The 19700-nt window shown below is 36.3% G+C and carries 20 protein-coding genes and 2 pseudogenes; 15 read left to right on the top strand and 7 right to left on the bottom strand.

Annotation, left to right across the window (positions count from 1 at the left end):
• Nucleotides 1–56: 56 nt before the first annotated feature.
• The 3 genes from mbcS to AC1DMU_RS23560 all read left to right on the top strand — a co-directional run bounded on the left by mbcS (nt 57) and on the right by AC1DMU_RS23560 (nt 3835).
• Nucleotides 57–1643 (top strand): acyl-CoA synthetase MbcS, encoded by a 1587-nt coding sequence (gene mbcS, locus AC1DMU_RS23570; protein ID WP_087985410.1) that lies wholly within the window; start codon nt 57–59, stop codon nt 1641–1643.
• A 103-nt stretch (nt 1644–1746) separates the two neighbouring features.
• Nucleotides 1747–2178: a VOC family protein gene (locus tag AC1DMU_RS23565; RefSeq protein WP_048544430.1), complete on the top strand. Its 432-nt coding sequence runs from the start codon at nt 1747–1749 to the stop codon at nt 2176–2178.
• An 88-nt stretch (nt 2179–2266) separates the two neighbouring features.
• A complete protein-coding gene (locus tag AC1DMU_RS23560; protein WP_088064567.1) occupies nt 2267–3835 on the top strand; it encodes an amidohydrolase in 1569 nt (522 codons plus the stop codon).
• A gap of 107 nt (nt 3836–3942) precedes the next feature.
• Here AC1DMU_RS23560 and AC1DMU_RS23555 read toward each other — a convergent pair whose 3' ends face one another.
• Nucleotides 3943–4746: an NAD kinase gene (locus AC1DMU_RS23555; RefSeq protein ID WP_048544426.1), complete on the bottom strand. Its 804-nt coding sequence runs from the start codon at nt 4744–4746 to the stop codon at nt 3943–3945.
• 205 nt (nt 4747–4951) lie between these two features.
• Here AC1DMU_RS23555 and AC1DMU_RS23550 point away from each other — a divergent pair, with 205 nt between their 5' ends.
• From AC1DMU_RS23550 to ackA, 5 genes are all read left to right on the top strand, one after another.
• The gene (locus AC1DMU_RS23550) at nt 4952–5590 is read left to right on the top strand and encodes a DUF2953 domain-containing protein (protein ID WP_088064566.1); all 639 of its coding nucleotides are present in this window, start codon (nt 4952–4954) and stop codon (nt 5588–5590) included.
• Nucleotides 5591–5602: 12 nt separating this feature from the next.
• A complete protein-coding gene (gene ytfJ, locus AC1DMU_RS23545) occupies nt 5603–5998 on the top strand; it encodes a GerW family sporulation protein (RefSeq protein WP_000350005.1) in 396 nt (131 codons plus the stop codon).
• 134 nt (nt 5999–6132) lie between these two features.
• The gene (gene tpx, locus AC1DMU_RS23540; protein ID WP_046956210.1) at nt 6133–6633 is read left to right on the top strand and encodes a thiol peroxidase; all 501 of its coding nucleotides are present in this window, start codon (nt 6133–6135) and stop codon (nt 6631–6633) included.
• Nucleotides 6634–6831: 198 nt separating this feature from the next.
• Nucleotides 6832–7818, top strand: coding sequence for a class I SAM-dependent methyltransferase (locus tag AC1DMU_RS23535; protein ID WP_141542729.1), 987 nt, complete (start codon nt 6832–6834; stop codon nt 7816–7818).
• A 299-nt stretch (nt 7819–8117) separates the two neighbouring features.
• The gene (ackA, locus tag AC1DMU_RS23530; RefSeq protein ID WP_000034571.1) at nt 8118–9311 is read left to right on the top strand and encodes an acetate kinase; all 1194 of its coding nucleotides are present in this window, start codon (nt 8118–8120) and stop codon (nt 9309–9311) included.
• Nucleotides 9312–9359: 48 nt separating this feature from the next.
• Here the strand turns inward: ackA and AC1DMU_RS23525 are convergent, their stop codons facing one another.
• Both AC1DMU_RS23525 and AC1DMU_RS23520 read right to left on the bottom strand, forming a co-directional pair.
• Nucleotides 9360–9773, bottom strand: coding sequence for an NUDIX hydrolase (locus AC1DMU_RS23525; protein WP_087985406.1), 414 nt, complete (start codon nt 9771–9773; stop codon nt 9360–9362).
• A gap of 71 nt (nt 9774–9844) precedes the next feature.
• A pseudogene (locus AC1DMU_RS23520) lies at nt 9845–10480 on the bottom strand (DUF1796 family putative cysteine peptidase).
• 137 nt (nt 10481–10617) lie between these two features.
• Here AC1DMU_RS23520 and AC1DMU_RS23515 point away from each other — a divergent pair.
• Nucleotides 10618–11451 (top strand): EcsC family protein, encoded by an 834-nt coding sequence (locus tag AC1DMU_RS23515; RefSeq protein ID WP_001256865.1) that lies wholly within the window; start codon nt 10618–10620, stop codon nt 11449–11451.
• 32 nt (nt 11452–11483) lie between these two features.
• On the opposite strand, the gene AC1DMU_RS23510 is transcribed toward AC1DMU_RS23515, so the two are convergent.
• Nucleotides 11484–12146 carry a YitT family protein gene (locus tag AC1DMU_RS23510; RefSeq protein WP_048544413.1) on the bottom strand — a complete coding sequence of 221 codons (663 nt, stop codon included), beginning with the start codon at nt 12144–12146 and terminating at the stop codon, nt 11484–11486.
• 855 nt (nt 12147–13001) lie between these two features.
• Here AC1DMU_RS23510 and AC1DMU_RS23505 point away from each other — a divergent pair.
• The gene (locus AC1DMU_RS23505) at nt 13002–13196 is read left to right on the top strand and encodes a hypothetical protein (protein ID WP_000910293.1); all 195 of its coding nucleotides are present in this window, start codon (nt 13002–13004) and stop codon (nt 13194–13196) included.
• A 28-nt stretch (nt 13197–13224) separates the two neighbouring features.
• On the opposite strand, the gene AC1DMU_RS23500 is transcribed toward AC1DMU_RS23505, so the two are convergent.
• Nucleotides 13225–13542 (bottom strand): radical SAM protein, encoded by a 318-nt coding sequence (locus tag AC1DMU_RS23500; RefSeq protein WP_088064564.1) that lies wholly within the window; start codon nt 13540–13542, stop codon nt 13225–13227.
• A gap of 166 nt (nt 13543–13708) precedes the next feature.
• Between AC1DMU_RS23500 and AC1DMU_RS23495 the strand changes: the two genes are divergently transcribed.
• A complete protein-coding gene (locus tag AC1DMU_RS23495) occupies nt 13709–14914 on the top strand; it encodes an argininosuccinate synthase (RefSeq protein WP_000412317.1) in 1206 nt (401 codons plus the stop codon).
• The gene (gene argH / locus AC1DMU_RS23490; protein WP_087985402.1) at nt 14911–16299 is read left to right on the top strand and encodes an argininosuccinate lyase; all 1389 of its coding nucleotides are present in this window, start codon (nt 14911–14913) and stop codon (nt 16297–16299) included. Before AC1DMU_RS23495 ends, argH begins: the two co-directional genes overlap by 4 nt.
• Before the next feature lie 76 nt (nt 16300–16375).
• On the opposite strand, the gene AC1DMU_RS23485 is transcribed toward argH, so the two are convergent.
• Entirely contained in the window at nt 16376–16555 is a 180-nt protein-coding gene (locus AC1DMU_RS23485) for a hypothetical protein (protein ID WP_046956214.1), read from the bottom strand.
• Between the two features lie 94 nt (nt 16556–16649).
• On the opposite strand from AC1DMU_RS23485, the pseudogene AC1DMU_RS23480 reads away from it, so the two are divergent.
• Together AC1DMU_RS23480 and AC1DMU_RS23475 are read left to right on the top strand one after the other, a co-directional pair.
• A pseudogene (locus tag AC1DMU_RS23480) lies at nt 16650–17345 on the top strand (hypothetical protein).
• A 98-nt stretch (nt 17346–17443) separates the two neighbouring features.
• Entirely contained in the window at nt 17444–17866 is a 423-nt protein-coding gene (locus AC1DMU_RS23475) for a VOC family protein (protein ID WP_088064563.1), read from the top strand.
• A gap of 266 nt (nt 17867–18132) precedes the next feature.
• Here the strand turns inward: AC1DMU_RS23475 and AC1DMU_RS23470 are convergent, their stop codons facing one another.
• Nucleotides 18133–18591: a universal stress protein gene (locus AC1DMU_RS23470; protein ID WP_001066680.1), complete on the bottom strand. Its 459-nt coding sequence runs from the start codon at nt 18589–18591 to the stop codon at nt 18133–18135.
• Between the two features lie 147 nt (nt 18592–18738).
• Here AC1DMU_RS23470 and AC1DMU_RS23465 point away from each other — a divergent pair, with 147 nt between their 5' ends.
• Complete coding sequence (locus tag AC1DMU_RS23465; RefSeq protein WP_476941584.1) at nt 18739–19530, top strand: SDR family oxidoreductase; 792 nt, start codon at nt 18739–18741, stop codon at nt 19528–19530.
• Nucleotides 19531–19700 lie beyond the last annotated feature (170 nt).

Here is a 19700-nt window from a genome sequence, read left to right as displayed (position 1 = left end):
TTAACTGAAAATTCTTTATTATATAAGGGAGGCATAGAAATGGAGGAGGATATTGTATGAAGAGAGAGGAATTGTTGGCGCCACCGTCTTATAATTTAGTTTCTGAAATAGAGAAATATACAGGTGATAAAGATAAGCTTGCTTTAATTTGGCAAGATGATAAAGGGAATAGACGAGAAGTTACATACGCTGAGCTTATGAAAGGTGCGAATAAAATTGGAAACGCTTTTATAAAGAGTGGTCTGCAAAAAGGGGACAAGCTCCTCATTATGATGCCGCGCTTAATTGAAGCGTACATGACGTATATCGCTGCGATTAAAGCAGGATTTGTCGTAATTCCGAGTTCGGAAATGTTGCGCAAAAAGGATATAGAATATCGCATTGGGCACGGGGAAGTAAAAGCAATCGTAAGTTATGAGCCGTACATTGGGCAGTTTGATGATATAGAAGCGATGGAATCTCTTCAAAAATTCGTTCTGAGCGAGCAGTCAGTAGATGGATGGATTAATTTAAAAACAGCGTTAGAAACAGAAAGTGACATGTTAGAAATGGCGAAGACTGATAAAGAAGATATGGTCTTTTTATCTTACACGTCAGGAACGACAGGAAACCCAAAAGGTGTTGTTCATACGCATGCGTGGGCATACGCTCATTTGCGCACGAGCGCTCCAAATTGGCTCGGAATTGAAGAGGATGATGTTGTATGGGCGACGGCTAGTCCAGGTTGGCAAAAGTGGATTTGGAGCCCGTTTTTAGCAACTCTCGGATCAGGAGCGACAGGATTTGTATACAACGGTAAATTTGAACCAAAAACGTATTTAAACTTATTAGGTGATAATAAGGTGAATGTGCTTTGTTGTACGCCGACTGAGTATAGATTAATGGCAAAAGTAGAAGACTTAAGTGAGTACAATTTAGAAGCGTTACATAGCGCTGTATCCGCAGGTGAGCCATTAAATAGAGAAGTCATTGAAACGTTCCAAAAGCACTTTAATATTACAGTAAGAGACGGCTACGGGCAAACGGAAAATACATTGCTTGTTGGTGTAATGAAAGGGATGGATATTAGACCGGGATCAATGGGAAAACCAACGCCAGGCAACCACGTTGATATTGTAGATGAAGAAGGTATTCCGGTACAGGTAGGAGAAGTTGGTGATATCGCAGTTCACATTGAAACGCCAGCCCTCTTTAAACAATATTATAAAGACGATGAGCGCACAGCGATGCAATTCCGCGGTGATTATTATATTACCGGTGATAAAGCGAAGAAAGATGAAGACGGCTATTTCTGGTTTGAAGGGCGCGGTGATGATATTATTATTAGCTCTGGTTATACAATTGGGCCGTTTGAAGTAGAAGATGCGCTTGTAAAACACCCTTACGTAAGAGAGTGTGCGGTTGTCGCAAGCCCTGATGAAATTCGCGGAAGTGTCGTGAAGGCATTTATCGTATTAAGAGAGAATATAGACAAGAATGAAGAAACATTAATTCCAGTACTCCAACAACACGTCAAAGAACTCACTGCACCATATAAATACCCTCGCAAAATTGAATTTGTAGATGAACTACCGAAAACGATTTCCGGAAAAATTCGCCGTATTGAACTTAGAAAACAAGAGATGGAGATTCCGTCAAAATAATTTTGAAAACAGTGAAGGAAATAGTTGAATGAAATGCCAAACAATGATAATATAAAAACGAACACAAGTTCGTTTTTTATAAACTTAAAAAAGAGGTGTCCGTATGATTTTAGGTATTAATCCGTACTTAGTTTTAGATGGTAGTGGGCAAGAGGCTGTACAGTTTTATAAAGAGGCGTTAGACGCAAAAGTAGAAATCATGCAAACTTTTGGTGACATGCCTGAAAATCCAGAATACCCGATTCCAGCTGAAGCAAAAGAGCGCGTTTTACATGCTACTTTAAAAGTTGGTAATACGGACCTTATGATTTCTGATACATTCCCAGGTCAAGGGCATGCAATCGGATCTCAAGTAACAATTGCAATTCAAATTAGTAATGCAGAAAAAGCGAAAGAAGTATTCGAAAAGTTACAAGAGGGTGGAGAAGTTATTATGCCACTTCAAGAAACGTTCTGGAGCCCAGCATACGGACAACTTAAAGATAAATTTAGCATTGAATGGCAAATCACAACGAACCCTACTGAACAAAAGTAATTTTTAGAAAAGCACCATTTTTAATCGAAATGGTGCTTTTTTTATACGCTCTAATTTCGTAGACTAAAGGGAAAAGGGGGATGAGCATATGGGAGAAATTTGGTATGGCGGCACCACTTACACGATGCGAGAAGAGAATGAAAAAGTAGAAGCTATTTATGTTGAAAAGGGCATGATTGTTGATGCTGGGAGTAAGGAAGAGCTAGAAAGTCGATATTCAGACGTGAAGTTGTATGACTTAAAAGGCAAAACGATGATCCCAGGTCTCGTTGATAGTCATATGCATCTTATTGGGCACGGGGAGAGGTTACTCCGTCTAGACTTATCAAATTGTACATCTTATAGCGATGTGTTGACTCTTGTTCAGAAGCGAGTAGAAGAAGCGCCAAAAGGTTCTTGGGTTATTGGAGAAGGCTGGAATGAAAATAATTTTACAGATACAAAACAAGTTCATGTACGTGATTTAGATGAAATCTCTAAAGAACACCCCATTTTATTAAAGCGCGTTTGTCGCCACGTTACATGGGTGAATTCATACATATTGCAAGAAGCGAACATAACAGAGACGACGCAAGACCCGAAAGGAGGAAAAGTCGGCCGGGACGCATTGAATAATTTAACAGGGCTTTTATATGAACAAGGACAAGAACTAATAAAACATGTTCAGCCTGAAATTGATGAAGCCTACTTACAAAGAGCTCTGCAAACAGCGATTAAAGATTGCTGGCAATACGGACTCGTCGGTGGGCATACGGAAGATTTAAATTATTACGGTGGTTTTAGAAAAACGCATAATGCGTTTTCTCATGTTATAAAAGAAATGCCCTTTAAAGCGCATTTGCTCGTTCACCATGAAGTGGCACATGAGCGAAAAGAATATGGAAATGAGCATTATATTGAATTTGGAGCGATGAAAATTTTTTCTGATGGCTCTTTTGGCGGAAGAACAGCTTTATTAAGTGAACCGTATGAAGATGCGCAGGAAACAAATGGAGTTGCAATCTTCTCACGTGAAGAGCTTGCGGAGTTAGTGAAAAAAGCACGGGATTTACATATGCCAGTTGCGATTCATACAATAGGTGATTTATCGCTTGAATATGTCATTGATGCACTTGAATTATATCCACCAGCAGAAGGTTTTCGCGATCGTATTATTCATTGTCAGTTAGCTCGTGAAGAATTGATTGAGAGAATGCAACACTTGCCGGCTATTATCGATATTCAGCCCGTCTTTGTGTCATCGGACTTCCCATCAGTCATTGAAAAACTAGGCGAGCATCGTCTTCGATATGCATATGCTTGGAAGACGTTACTAGAAGCGGGATTACACTGCAACGGTGGGTCTGACGCGCCAATTGAACAAGTGAATCCGTTTTTAGGCATATATAGTGCTGTTACACGTAGAAGTTTTATTGACGGCGTATGCTATATGCCAGAGGAAAGATTAACGGTATATGAAGCTATCTCTTTATTTACAACAGGAAGTGCCTATGCAATCGGAAAAGAAGCGAAGCGAGGGAAAATCGCAAAGGGATATGAAGCGGACTTTACGATAGTAGATCGAAATATATTTGAGGTAGAGGCAGAAGAAATAAAAGAAGTACAAGCAGAAATGACGGTAATTGATGGGAAGATTGTGTATAGGAAAGACGTGTGAAAATATATCGAATTACCGATAAAAAATGACAAGAATAGTGGTCGGTAGCGAGAGAAATAAATAACCGCCGAATTATGGGATCCCATAATTCGGCGGTTATTTTAATGCTATAAAAATGTTCTTTGTACTTTTTCCCAGAAGGAATTGTTTTTTAATTTAACTGTTTTAATTTGTTTATCGCTTAAGCGTACAACAGCTTTTTCCACTTGTTTAATGCTAAGCGCTTCATTATCCATACCGATAACTGGATAATCGTTACCGTCTGGTCGTAGTTTTAAAGTTAGTGTACGCTCGTGATTTAAAATGAATGGTGAACCGAGCGTACGGTATGTGTTGTTATTTAAAGATGCTAATTCGCTTACTTGGAAGCATGGGATAAGCGGATCAACAACCGCACCATGTAATGATTTATTGTAAGCTGTACTTCCTGTTGGGGTAGAAACAACTAAACCGTCCCCTCTAAATGTTTCGAAATATAGATCATCAACGTGAACATCTACAACGAATGTTTTAATAATGCTAGAGCGTAATGAGAACTCATTTAAACAATGGAAAGATGTACCGTGATCTACATCTACCTGAATTGTTGGATATTTTCGCACTTCAATTTCATTTTTTGTAATTTCTTGAAGGGCTGTATCGACGTGATCAATATGGAAATCGCAGTAGAAAGAAGTTTCATCTTTCGTAGAAATCCCTGCGTATAAACAATCTTCTCTAAAACCAGTTTGACGAACGGCTTGTAAGAAAGTTGCATCATCTCCAACACTGACGATAGCGTTTGCATTTTTTGAATGATCTAATATGGTAAAACCATTCTCTTCTAAAATACGATAGATTGGTTTCATTTTTTCAACGAGCGTTGCTTTGTCATCACCATAAAAGAAAAATAAATTGCGACGATCTGCCATTATGTATCCCTCCACTGCAGTTAAATTTTCTGTTCTTCGTGCTACATATCATCCAAATATGTTCCCCGACGATATGTTCAAATAATATATTTCGATATAAAATGTCAAAATCCCTTTTTATTTTTAGAAAAATTTTTATATTCAATTTTAAAGGATTCTGTTTAATGATGAATAAACTTGTCGATAATGGGTACGGAGTGAAAGGATGATACGTATGAAGTGGCTCGTGATTGGAATAATAATTCTTCTCCTTTTTATTTTGCTTATACTATTGTCGAAAATAAAGCTTAAAGTGACATTTTTATATTCAGAAATGGAAAAGCAATGTTTGTTTCAAGTGAAAATATGGATGATTCGATATACGTTTGACGTATTGGAAAGAATTGAAAAACAGCAGAAAAAGACAGGAGAGAAAATCGAAAAAGCTGAAGAAGAAGGCGGAATTGATAATAAAATTATGGCACAACTTGATAGTATAGGGGAACTGATAAAAAAGCTGCAAGAAGTTCATACTATCGTTAAAGATTTTCTCAAACGAGTAAAAATCAATGGTTGGAAATGGCACACCCAAATTGGAGCAGGTGATGCAGCTAGTACTGGAATTGTCACTGGATATGCATGGGGGACAAAAGGAATGGCTGCTGGAGTTGTAGGACAATATATGCATATTGTTGACGTACCAGAATTTGAAATCACCCCTGTTTTTCAAGGGAAAGGATTTGCATCAAGATGTGAGTTAACAGCATCTTTTCGTATATTTCGTGCTATAAAAACGGGTATCAAATTACTCACGTTTATGAGAAGACAAAGATCTGGTACGAATGAAAAATCAGTTCAAGCATAGGGGGGATATAAAGTGGACCATCCAATTCAAGGTTTAATGACAACCGCAATGCAGCATTTAAAACAAATGACTGATGTAAATACAATTGTTGGTGATCCGATTAAAGCGGCAGATGGAAGTGTAATTCTTACCGTTTCAAAAGTTAGTTTCGGATTCGCTGCTGGTGGAAGTGAATTTGGTAAAGTAGAACATTCAGGCCGTCATCCATTTGGCGGGGGAAGTGGTGGAGGAGTTTCTATTAATCCTGTTGCTTTTCTTGTAATAAATGGAGAAGGTGTAAAAGTGTTGCATTTAGATAAGCAAACACACGTCATCGATAAAATAATTGAATTAGCACCACAAGCTGTTGATAAAGTGAAAGAAATGATGGATAAACGAAAAGAAGACGATCCTGAATTTCAAATTTAACAAATAAAGAAGCTAATCAATGGATTAGCTTCTTTAATTTTTTTGTAAATAAAGCGATTTTATTTGCATTATCGATAGGGACAAACTATCATTTACATTGTACATATTTTGTTTAAATAAGGGAGGATTTTCAAGTGGCAAACGTAACTTTTAAAGGTAACCCAATGACTTTAGTTGGAACAGAAGTTAAAGTTGGCGATCAAGCGCCAGAATTCCAAGTATTAGCAAATGACTTATCTCCAGTAAGTTTAGAAACATACAAAGGCGAAGTAAAATTAATTAGTGTTGTACCTTCAATCGATACAGGTGTGTGTGATGCACAAACACGTCGTTTTAACCAAGATGCAGCAGGTATTGAAAACGCGAAAGTGTTAACAATTAGCGCTGACTTACCATTCGCTCAAAAACGCTGGTGTGCAGCAAACGGTTTAGAAAATGTTGTTACACTTTCTGACCACCGCGATCTTTCATTCGGTGAAGCTTACGGCTTAGTAATGAAAGAGCTTCGTTTACTTGCTCGTGCAGTATTCGTAGTAGATAGCAACGACAAAGTAGTTTACGCAGAATACGTAAGCGAAGGTACAAGCCATCCAAACTATGAAGCAGCATTAGAAGCAGCTAAAGCGGCAAAATAATGTGAAGAAATGACCTCTTATAAAGAGGTCGTTTTTTCTCATGTATTGCTGCGTAATGGTACCAATATATGAGAAAAAACGTTATATCATATATAACTTAAAGGGGAGCTCTTTGCAGGAGGTCGCTTTTTCTTTTTGGAAAAAAACACTTTGTGGTATGATATAAGTTATGTGTAAAAGAGAGAAGGAGGAATGTACGTGAGTCAGACAGTAGAAACATTATTTTCTATTTTTGATTCTTCTGCGGTAGTTTTACGTAAAGAATTAGATGTAACATATTTAGAGGCGCTTGTAGAAACAGGTGATAACTTGTTTGAAGGAGCAATTTTACAAGAGGAATTATCCGAATCAGCAATTGAAAGGCTGAATCGTGAATATAGTACGTTTAATGAAGAAACATATAAAGGTGAAGAAATTCGTAAAGCATTTCAGTTAGCCATTTTAAAAGGAATGAAAGAAGGCGTACAAGCGAATCACGAAATGACGCCTGATGCAGTTGGAATGTTCATGAGCTACTTATTCCATAAATTTATGCAAGGGCAAAACGAAATTACTGTTTTAGATCCTGCAATTGGAACAGGTAACTTAATGACTACAGTATTTAATAGCGCCAAAGAAGGACTAGCAATGAGTGGATTTGGTGTAGAAGTGGATGAAGTGTTAATTAAACTTGCTTTAGTAAATGCGAATTTACAAAAGCATGCAATCGAATTCTTCCATCAAGATGGACTAGCGCCACTTTATATCGATCCGGTTGATGCAGTCGTTTCAGACTTACCGATTGGTTACTATCCAAATGAAATCGGTGCAAGTGAATATAAGTTAAAAGCAGATCAAGGAATGTCGTATGCCCATCACCTATTTATTGAACAAAGTGTGAAACATACGAAAGAAGGCGGGTACTTATTCTTCCTAGTACCAAACTTCATTTTTGAAAGTGATCAAGCACCAAAATTACATGCATTTATTAAAGAAACATGTTTTATTCAAGGGCTATTACAGCTACCTGTTTCCATGTTTAAAAACGAGAAAAATGCAAAAAGTATATTTGTTCTCCAAAAGAAAGGTCCTAGTGTAACAATGCCAAAACAGGCGTTATTAGTGGAGTTACCTAAATTCTCCAACATGAAGGCGATGGAGAACATTATGGATCAATTAAATACTTGGTTTGCAACCCACAAATAAGGCAAGGTATATGTAACAGGATTAGTAATTCATGTAGTACAGTTTTATAGGATATGTCATATTTTTAAATATATACTAGATTAAACTGAATTTTTTTGAAATCTGTAATATATATTTTTTCTTGGTGTTACAATTTTTTCACTTGAAATATATGTCGGACGATGTTTAAATTAAAATCGTGAGTATAAAATTCACTAATGATGAAACGTTTTCATATTTAGTGAATTTGATCAGATAAAATCGAGCGGTTTGTGGACATATCCACACAACTACCAAGAGAAAAAGGGGCGAAAGACTAGATGTCAAAAATCATCGCGATTAACGCAGGAAGCTCTTCCTTAAAATTCCAATTATTTGAAATGCCAAGTGAAACAGTATTAACAAAAGGTTTAGTAGAACGTATCGGTTTAGAAGATAGTATCTTCACTATTACTGTAGATGGCGAAAAACAAAAAGAAATTACAAATATTCCAGATCATGCAGTAGCAGTAAATATGCTTCTTAAAAAATTAACTGAAAACGGAATCGTTAAGTCTCTAGATGAGATTGGCGGTATCGGTCACCGTGTTGTTCACGGCGGCGAAAAATTTGCTGACTCTGTTTTAATTACTGATGAAGTATTAGCTGATATCGAAGAGTTAAGCGATTTAGCACCACTTCATAACCCAGCAAACCTTGTTGGTATTAAAGCATTCCAAGAAGTATTACCAAACGTACCAGCAGTAGCAGTATTCGATACAGCATTCCACCAAACAATGCCGGAATCTGCATTCTTATACAGCCTACCATATGAGTACTATGAAAAATTCGGTATCCGTAAATACGGTTTCCACGGAACTTCTCATAAATACGTAACTGAGCGTGCGGCTGAATTATTAGGTCGTCCACTTGAAAGCTTAAGCTTACTTTCTTGTCACTTAGGTAATGGTGCAAGTATCGCAGCAGTAGAAGGCGGTAAATCTATCGATACTTCTATGGGCTTCACTCCACTTGCTGGTGTAACAATGGGTACACGTTCTGGTAACATTGACCCTGCTTTAATTCCATACATCATGGAAAAAACAGGCCAAACAGTAGAAGAAGTAGTTAGCGTATTAAACAAGAAGAGTGGTATGTTAGGTCTTACTGGTTACTCTAGTGACCTACGTGACATCATTGCGAAAGAAGAAGAAGGCGACCACCGTGCGAAAGTAGCACTTGATGTATTCGTAAGCCGTATCCACAAATACATCGGTTCTTACACAGCTCGTATGAAAGGCGTTGACGCTATCATCTTTACAGCTGGTGTAGGTGAAAACAGTGCGATTATTCGTGAGCGTGTATTAGAAGGCCTTGAGTACATGGGCGTATACTTCGACGTAAAACGTAATAACGTATTTGGTGAAGAAGCATTCATCAGCTTCCCACACTCTCCAGTAAAAATTATCGTAATTCCAACTGACGAAGAAGTTATGATCGCTCGTGACGTACTACGTCTTGGAGATATTGGTTAATATACTATATGAAAAAAAGACGAGATCCTATAGGGTTTCGTCTTTTTTCTATTGGATATATTTCAAGATTCCATCTGGATATAGTGCTTTCTCTTTTTGAATGAATGCAGTGAGGGAAATCCATTTTGCATATGACAGTGTTTGTTCATCTTGTATATTCAGTATTTCCATTTCATATAGTGACATGTCTAATAAGCGTAAAGAATATAGCTGAATGATTTCATGACCAATTTCTCCATCTAGATGAAAGATATTTTCTAAGCAGCCTAAATAATTGGTGATTTCCACTTCTGTGTGAAGCTCTTCTTGAAATTCGCGAATAACGGTATGTGCTGATTTTTCACCAAGTTCAATTGAACCGCCAAGAGGTCGGTAATATGTTTCATCGCCTGTATGATATTCTTGTACGAGAAGTCTACCGTGATGTATAGCAATGCCAAAAGCTTTTGCACGTGGATACATATATAATTACTCCTTATTTCTTTTGTATAAGGATGATTATAATGTGTTTTGTAATAAAAAGTATCGTGTATTTAGGACTGCGGTCTAATCGTGAGTCCATCAAATAGGTCACTCCAAAATGCTTCATTGTACTGGTATACATCCATAATAGGGCATTTTATAACGCAAATATTTTGTAATCCCCAATCTTCTTGGGCAACATTTGGTACATCTGCAGGAAGTAGTAATAGGACAGAGAATTTATGTTTAACTATTTGAGATAAAATGTGTTCCAAAGAATGCGCTTCTTCGTATGTTCCTCCAGTTCGAATAAACAATATGGATTCTGCCGTTTCAATTGTAGTTAGAAAACGATGAATTCGATGCTCATAGTTTTACTTAACTTCTGTATAAGAAGGCCAAGAAGTTGGTGTGTTTACATCTGTTTTAAAGTCGTGGCAGGATTCGATTTCATATAGGTTGTCACGGAGTCTTAATTTCGCACCATCATCCCAAAATGAGATGAAAGATAAGTTTTCGAACTGTAGAAAACGGTCAAATCGATTTTGTAATAATACATTCACTTTTTCTAATGAAGGGCTTAGCATAAAATCGATAACACCAAAAAAGGGTGATAATTCGAATTGATATAACGCCCAAGCAGGCCAGCAGTTTTGTCCTAAGCTGAATACTGCATTATATTCTTTTTTTATATTGGATAGATTCATGTGATTTATCTCATCCTTTTTGCTAATATTTTATGTCACTAAAAAATGGAATGTGAATAAAGATAGACAAGCATATTTGCAAAGAATAAGCAGAAATATGTTACAATAGAAAAAAATCGAACGAGGTGGTTGTTACGATGCGATCGAAGCGAGAACAAGCCATTTTAGACAATATAAAAGAATGGGAATCGCAATTAGTTGAGCAAGAAGCGACTGATTTTCAAAAAATTTTTGATAAATGGGTACATACGACAATTGCGAAATTACCTGAGAAAAAACGAAAAGATTTCTTTACGAAAGCAGATGGATGGCTCTTTCATTTGCATGCATTGATTCAAAGTTCACAATCACAGTTAGACGCGCGTAATCGTATTTTAGGAACGTCGAGATTATTTGATGAATCAATTGAGCAACTAGAAGATTTGAAAGCATTATCTATTGATCAGTTAACATACATAGCAGAGCAGCAAACAGCGCGACATCGCCTATATTCATTCGTACAAGGCGGAGCAACGGGTGCTGGAGGTTTATTATTATTAACGGCTGATTTTCCGGTTATGATTGCATTAAATGTGAAGGCTGTCCAACTTATTGCAACATCATTTGGACATGATGTGAACAAGCCTTATGAAATGATGCTTGCGTTAAAGGTGTTTCATGCGTCATTACTACCAGGAAGGCTTCAGCAATACGCATGGTACAATTTACTGCAAGAGCTAGAGCAAGAAGATTCGTTCTTCTATGAAGGAGACGAAGCGGTATTACAACCAGCTTCTACTGAGGTTGTGTTAAAACAAATTTTGAAAACATTTTCGATTTATGCTCTTCGTCGTAAATTATTCCAAGGTATTCCGGTAATTGGAATGGCAATCGGGTCTACAGTGAACTATCGTTTAACAAGAAATGTTACTGAATTTGCAAATAGATTTTATCAAGTGCGCCACATAGTCGAGAAGGAAAAAAGAGCGTAAAAAAAGCGAGAGGCCGAAGCCTTTCGCTTTTTTTAATTTGTTGCATGCTTTTTGGACATTGGAATAGATACTGGTTGCTTTTCTGCTTTTTTCTCTGCTTTTGGATAATAAATTAAATCCAATGTTTTTGCCTGTACAGCAATTGAAAGAATAGTAAAAGCAATTTCTGTCCAATTTAAATAATATAATGAAAGCGCAAGAACAATCGCGTCAAAGACGAAGAAAATTTGCCCAATTGTAAAACGAGTTCGTTTACTTAATACAATTGTTAAAATGTCGTCTCCGCCGGTTGCACCGCCAAATCGCAATATAAAACCGAGTCCAATACCAGCTAACGCACCGCCAACTACTGCAGCTATAAATAAATTATTTGATAAATCGACCGTAAATGGAGAATAATTTTCCATAAGAGAATAAAATACTCCGAATGAAATCGAACCTAGGAATGAATAACCAACCATTTTTTTACCTAAAAATGAAGCACATAATAAAATAATTGGGATATCCATAATTACAGTTGAAATAGATGGTGAAATATCATAAAAATTTTGGATAAATAGTGCAATTCCTACAAATCCACCTTCTGTTAAGTGGTTTTGGAAGTGAATGTGATATAGCGCTGCTGCTAAAATAAATGAACCGATTAAAACCATAAAAATTTCTTTAATAATTTGTCGACTTTGGATGTTCCTCATCGTTATTCCTTCTTTCCGTAGTTAGTAGTCCTTTTTGTGTTGTAAACTAACTACGAGCTCACATGTAGCTTCAGTTAGTTTACGAAAAAAACTAACTACGCTATATGTCGCTGAAGAAATAACGAATAATCCTCTCGTCCATCAATTCTCCCTACCTTCGTTTTAGTTTAAGTCTTAAAACGACTAAACAAAACGTGGAGTAGGATTCTTCATTTAGCAATCCTGCTCTTCTTTGTTTTGTTTAGCTAGTAACAATTAAGTCCTAAACAAAACGCTACGTGTAAGAAGAGTCTTTTTTTTGCCAAATTATCCTTCGGGCAATCATAATTTCCCCACTCTCGTATTTTTTTCGCTAGACTAAAGTATCTGAGCTGAAAAATACGCTACGTGTATGATTCGTCAATACGATGCCACATGCTCCTTCGAGCGATCATGATATCAAAATCCCTTCCTTCAAGATTTATATTATTATATCATACTTTCAAAAAATGTATGCGGATGGAAACCGACAATAAGCGGAGGAAATCTACAAAAATTGTTATGTTTAAATATTTTTGTAGAAAAGCCTAAGTTATTTTGCAGAATTGGACAGTGTTTTAATGTTTGTCCAATAAGTAAGAAAGAGATGGTGTTTATTCAGTTGTATCTTTCTGGTCACCTTTATCTTTAAAAAACGCATCCCAGCTAATCACACTTAAAAAAGTTAAAGCGATAATAATGAAAGCTCGCATAAAATTGAGACCTCCTTTTGTACATAGTATATGAATAATTCGCTTCAGAATGTGTCATTTTTTTACAAGTCTTAATTGTTATGAGATTATATCAATATAGATAGATGAAAGGGAGAGAGAAGATATGCTAAAAGACATGTTCAAAAGAAAAGAATTAGTATGCGTTTCATGTCAGAAAAAGATTCAATATGAAGAAGAGCTCGTTGCTTTTGTAAAGTTGCCAAAGGAAAGAAGTATATTAGTTGGACCGTTCGATGTGTGTTTAGCGAAAACAGCACAAGAAATATATTGTAAATCGTGTTACGACAAAAAAGCATGACCCAAAGTAATTGAGGGACATGCTTTTTTCATTGGTGTGCTTTTCCCTCAGATACATTTTGAGTGAGTCGATACCAAAGCCAAAGGTCATTAATGATGGAAGCGAGATCGGCAATTTCTGAATTAAGTTTGCAAGAAATTTCGAAGTTTTCTTCGTTATTTAAATGATGCTGTTTTGCATTAATAGAGTGCTCGAGTTCTTTTATACGATCAGGAATCTTTCCTCGAACTTGTTCCCACTTTAATAAAATAGCATGCTGTATTTTTTCGGGGATATCTTCCCAATCTTCTTGTAAATACGGAATTTCAATTCCTAGATGATCATCGTATAAGAAATATTTTTCCATAAGTTCACCCCCGTTTTCCTGCTTATATTGTACATGAAAACAGAAAGAAGCTCGACGGAATTGTTTGAAAAAATTTGAAAATGACTCTTGATACATTTTGTGAAAGGTGTTAAAGTGTGTATTATTATAAAAGAAAATGAATATTTATTCTTTAGGGGGATGCAAAATGGAGAAGAAAAAAGTGGTATTAGCATATTCTGGAGGTCTTGATACTTCCGTTGCAATTAAATGGTTACAAGAGAAGAATTATGATATTATCGCGCTTTGTTTAGACTTAGGGGAAGGTAAAGACTTAGCATTCGTAAAAGAAAAGGCACTTTCAGTAGGTGCAATTAAATCATATATGATTGATGTTCAAGAGGAATTTGCAAATGAATATGCATTGATGGCGATGCAAGCGCACACGTTATACGAAGGGAAATACCCTCTCGTTTCTGCATTATCTCGTCCACTTATCGCTAAGAAATTAGTAGAAATTGCAGAACAAGAAGGGGCGACTGCAGTTGCACACGGATGTACAGGGAAAGGGAATGATCAAGTTCGTTTTGAAGTTTCTATTCAAGCGTTAAATCCTTACTTAGAAGTGATTGCGCCTGTACGTGAATGGAAATGGTCACGTGAAGAAGAAATTGCATATGCAAAAGAAAACGATGTACCCATTCCGATTAATTTAGACAGCCCGTTTTCAATCGATCAAAACTTATGGGGACGCAGTAACGAATGTGGTATTTTAGAAGATCCATGGGCAGCGCCGCCAGAAGATGCGTATGAGATGACATTGGCATTAGAAGATACACCGAATAAACCAGAGTTTGTAGAAATCGGCTTTGAAGCAGGTGTACCGACTACTTTAAATGGCACTGCATATTCACTTTCAGAATTAATTAAAACGTTAAATGCGCTTGCTGGAAAACATGGCGTTGGACGTATCGATCACGTAGAAAATCGCCTCGTTGGTATTAAATCGCGTGAAGTATACGAATGTCCAGCGGCAATGACGTTAATCACAGCACATAAAGAGCTGGAAGATTTAACGCACGTAAAAGAAGTAGCACATTTTAAACCGGTGATTGAGCAGAAAATAACAGAACTTATTTATAACGGTTTATGGTTCTCTCCTTTAAAACAAGCGCTTCATGCTTTCTTACAAGAAACGCAAAAAAATGTAACAGGTACAGTGCGTGTGAAATTATTTAAAGGCCATGCGATTGTAGAAGGACGTAAATCTGAGTACTCTTTATATGACGAAAAATTAGCAACATATACTGCTCAGGACGAATTTAATCATGATGCAGCAGTTGGATTCATTTCATTATTCGGTTTACCGACGAAAGTATACAGCCAAGTGAATCAAAAGAAGGTGGAAGCGTGAGCAAACTTTGGGGCGGACGTTTTACAGAAGAAGCGGAAGCGTGGGTTGAAGAGTTTGGAGCATCCATCTCCTTCGATCAACAATTAGTAAATCAAGATATAAAGGGAAGTATTGCGCACGTAACGATGCTAGCAAAGCAAGGTATCGTTACGAAAGAAGAAGCAGAGAAAATAAAGATAGGGCTTCAGTATTTATTAAAAGAAGCAAAAGAGAATAAGCTTCAATTCTCAGTAGAAGCAGAAGATATTCATTTAAACATTGAAAAAATGTTAATTGAACAAATCGGTGAAGTAGGAGGGAAACTTCATACAGGACGAAGCCGTAATGATCAAGTAGCGACTGATATGCATTTATATTTGAAAGAAAAAGTAGAACATATTATAAAAGCTACAAAACAATTGCAAACTGTTCTTGTTCATCAAGCAGAAAATAATATTGAAACCATTATGCCTGGTTATACGCATTTGCAGCGTGCGCAGCCAATTTCATTTGCTCATCATATTCTCGCTTACTTTTGGATGTTAGAGCGTGATGTGAATCGTTATGAAGATTCATTAAAGCGCATTAACATTTCACCATTAGGAGCAGGAGCGTTAGCTGGGACAACATTCCCGATTGACCGAGAATATAGTGCGGAGCTTCTTGGATTTAATGGACTCTATGAAAATAGTTTAGATGCAGTAAGCGATCGTGATTTCATACTGGAGTTCCTAAGTAACTCATCTATGCTCATGATGCACTTATCACGCTTCTGCGAAGAACTTATTTTATGGAGTAGCCAAGAGTTTCAATTTATTGAAATGAGCGATCAATACGCAACGGGAAGCAGCATTATGCCACAAAAGAAAAATCCGGATATGGCGGAACTTATTCGTGGTAAAACAGGCAGAGTATATGGTAATTTATTTAGTTTACTTACAGTCATGAAAGGATTACCGCTCGCTTACAATAAAGACTTGCAAGAAGATAAAGAAGGAATGTTTGATACAGTAAAAACAGTAGAAGGCTGCCTTCATATTATGGCAGGCATGCTAGAGACGATGACTGTAAACAAAGAAAAAATGGGGCAAGCTGTGACGCAAGATTTCTCTAACGCAACAGAAATTGCTGACTACTTGGCCAGCAAAGGACTCCCATTCCGTCAAGCTCATGAAATTGTTGGGAAGCTAGTGCTACACTGCACACAAAAAGGAATTTATTTAGTAGATGTACCACTTGCAACATATAAAGAAATGAGCTCATTATTTGAAGAAGATTTGTATGAAGTTCTTTCACCATATGCAGCTGTAAAGCGTCGTAACAGTGCTGGCGGGACAGGATTTGAGCAAATTGAGAAAGCTTTGGAGAAGGCGAAGGGATTAGTTGGAGAGTTTGTTGGAAGTTGATTGATTTATAGGGCAGAAGGTACGCGAATCTTAGTAGAGAGAAGCGTACCTTTTTTGTGATTTTTATTGCTTAAAGTTAATCATACTTATGTCGATCTTCCGTAATTCGAATATACTCAATATCCATCAAATCTCTAAGTAATGCACCATTACTTAGTTCCACACCATGTTTTTCTTTAAAATGTGTACGGATTGTATCTAACATTTCGAGCTCTTTCCCGTTCACATCTAAAATAATACGTTCAGAATCATTCATATAGCATCCTCCTTTTTTAACATATATATTTTGTCCGTCTATTTCTAAAAAATGTATGTTAACCTAAAGTTAGGAAATAAGAAAGGAATGGAAAATGAGACGTATTTATTTTATAGGGATAATTTTGTACACGCTAATTGTGTTACATGTTGCATTCCCAAATATCTTTTCATTTGAGGATGTAGAAACAGTACACGTTGGGATATTTATCTTTATTCTATTTGTAGTAGATTGCTGTATTTCGATATGGCTTTCGAAAAGAAAACATGTACAAGATAAAAAAGAAATGGAACGGAAAAAGAGAAAACGTTCATTTTGGATGACGACGTATTGTTTTTCTTTAGTGATAGCTGCTGTTTTTTTTAGTGAGCATATTCCGTTAGAAAGATTAAATATTGGATTTGGAGCGTTCGTATTTGCATACTATTTTTTCGTGCACTTTCTTCCTTATATGAAAGAAAAGCGAGGAGAAGAGGAAAATCCGCTTGTAGAAGAAGCGAGAGAGCAAGAGCATAAGAGAATAGAAGAAGATATACAGAAGCTCGGGGAACAAAAATGATATTTGAAATCTAAAATTATATATGTTCTTTGCTTTATTACGCCGCCAATCGGTTATTTGTATGTATTCTTGCTTCGTAAAAAAATGACAGAAGATGCACGACAATCGTATTTAATGGTTGCGACTATCATGATGGCATTATGGTCTTTGAAGTTCTTACCGCCATATGTATTGGAAGTAGCTGTTGTAGTGGTTGTTTGTTTTGTATTTATAGTGAAGTATGTGAAATGAAGAAAAACAAGAGCCTGTGTTATTAAGCTAATAGATAGATTAAAGCAAGAAATGTTATACTATAATTTGCTTATTCAGTAATAATAGGAGGGATAATAATGGTTCAATCAATAGTTCATATCGCATTAGTAGTAAAAGACTACGATGAGGCAATAGAGTTCTATACAAAGAAACTAAATTTCACACTAGTCCAAGATATATATCAGCCAGAGCAAAACAAAAGATGGGTAGTGGTATCTCCTCCTGGTTCAGTCGGCACCACAATATTACTGGCTAGAGCATCTAAACCTGAGCAAGATTCCTTTATCGGTAACCAATCAGGCGGCAGAGTTTTTCTTTTCTTAAATACTGACGATTTTTGGAGAGATTATAATGAAATGATTTCAAGAGGAATAGAATTTGTGAGAGAGCCGAAAGAGCAAGAATATGGAATAGTTGCAGTATTCAAGGATTTGTACGGGAATTTATGGGATTTGTTACAACTAAAAGATGACCATCCAATTACTCAAAGAATTAAGTAGAATACAGTTTAAACTTGATTAGAAAATCAATTAAAAAATGAGGATTTTAAAATCCATGTAAGAGTGGAGAAAAACAGAGAAGATTTATTTTTATGAGTAAAATGAAACATCTTTATTCTTCTTACACATTCGTGAAAAAAAGGAGTGGATTACCCACTCCTTTTTTATCATTGTTGAGCAACATGTATTTATTGTTCATTCAAGCCTAAAGCTTCATTTCCCTTATCCACCAGTAAAACATGTGGACTTGGTGTTTTATTTATGAATTAAAGATCACCTTGCTCCTCATCACCACGAACAACAAGGACATCGCATTTCGCATAGCGAATAATATGTTCAGAGACGCTACCAATTAGGAAACGCTCAACAGCATTTAAACCAGTTGCACCACACATAATTAAATCTACTTTATGGTTTGGAGCGATTTCTTTTGAAATTTTAGATTTAGGATTACCAAATTCTAATACAGTTTCAATTTTTTCAAGGCCAGCTTCAAGCGCAGTTTTTTTGTAGTCTTCTAATAAGTCTTCTGCAAATAGATTTGCACGTTCAGCAATTGCGCGGCTATAAGCTTCTACTGCTGAGTATGCTTTTACATCAACGATATGAGCAATTGTTAATGTTGCATTGTTGCGTTTTGCGACTTGAATTGCTTTTTTAAAAGCTCTTTCTGCTTCTTTAGAACCATCCACCGCGATTAAAATATTTGTATATGTATTATTCATAGTAAATTCCTCCCAATCATTTTTATTACCGTTTACAACTTTATTATAAAGCAAATTTTGGTAATGTGCTTGCCAGAAACGTTACAGAATTTTGAAAACTTTGCTTTAATTCATTTTAGTTGTAATTGAGGCGAGAACTTGTTACATATGAAGTATAGCAATTTAAAAGGAGGCATGTTTGTGAGACACGCGCTCATTACAGCCGGTACGAAAGGTTTAGGAAAGCAAGTAACAGAAAAGTTATTGGCTAAAGGGTATTCAGTAACAGTAACATATCATAGCGATATAACTGCTATGGAAACGATGAAAGAAACATGTAAAAATATGGAAGAGCGTCTACAATTCGTGCAAGCGGATGTCACGAAAAAGGAAGATTTACATAAAATAGTAGAAGAAGCGATAAGCCGTTTTGGTAAAATTGACTTTTTAATTAATAATGCTGGTCCATATGTATTTGAACGAAAAAAGTTAGTCGATTATGAAGAAGACGAATGGAATGAAATGATTCAGGGTAATTTAACAGCGGTATTTCATTTATTAAAACTTGTCGTTCCGGTTATGAGAAAACAGAACTTTGGCCGTATTATTAATTACGGATTCCAAGGGGCAGATAGCGCACCGGGATGGATTTATCGTTCAGCTTTTGCAGCAGCGAAAGTAGGACTTGTTTCATTAACGAAAACAATTGCTTACGAAGAAGCAGAATATGGTATTACTGCAAATATGGTATGTCCTGGTGATATTATTGGTGAAATGAAAGAAGCGACAATTCAAGAAGCACGTCAATTGAAAGAACATAAAACACCAATTGGTAGATCTGGAACAGGTGAAGATATCGCAAGAACGATTTCGTTTTTATGTGAAGACGATTCCGATATGATTACCGGTACAATTATTGAAGTAACTGGTGCAGTAGATGTTATTCATAGACATCGATAGAGCGAAATAAGGTGAAGTTTTGAATAATTGGACAGTTTATCCTTTACGCTGAGAGGTGCGGATAATACTGTCCTTTAATGTAAGATTAAATCTATCGGAAAACTTGTATTATTTTTTGTCAAATATTGAGATATTATGTTAAAATATAAGAGCGTAGAAAGCGCTTTAAA

The organism is Bacillus sp. 01N45 (assembly GCF_056399205.1).
This window is presented reverse-complemented; position numbering and strand designations above follow the sequence as displayed.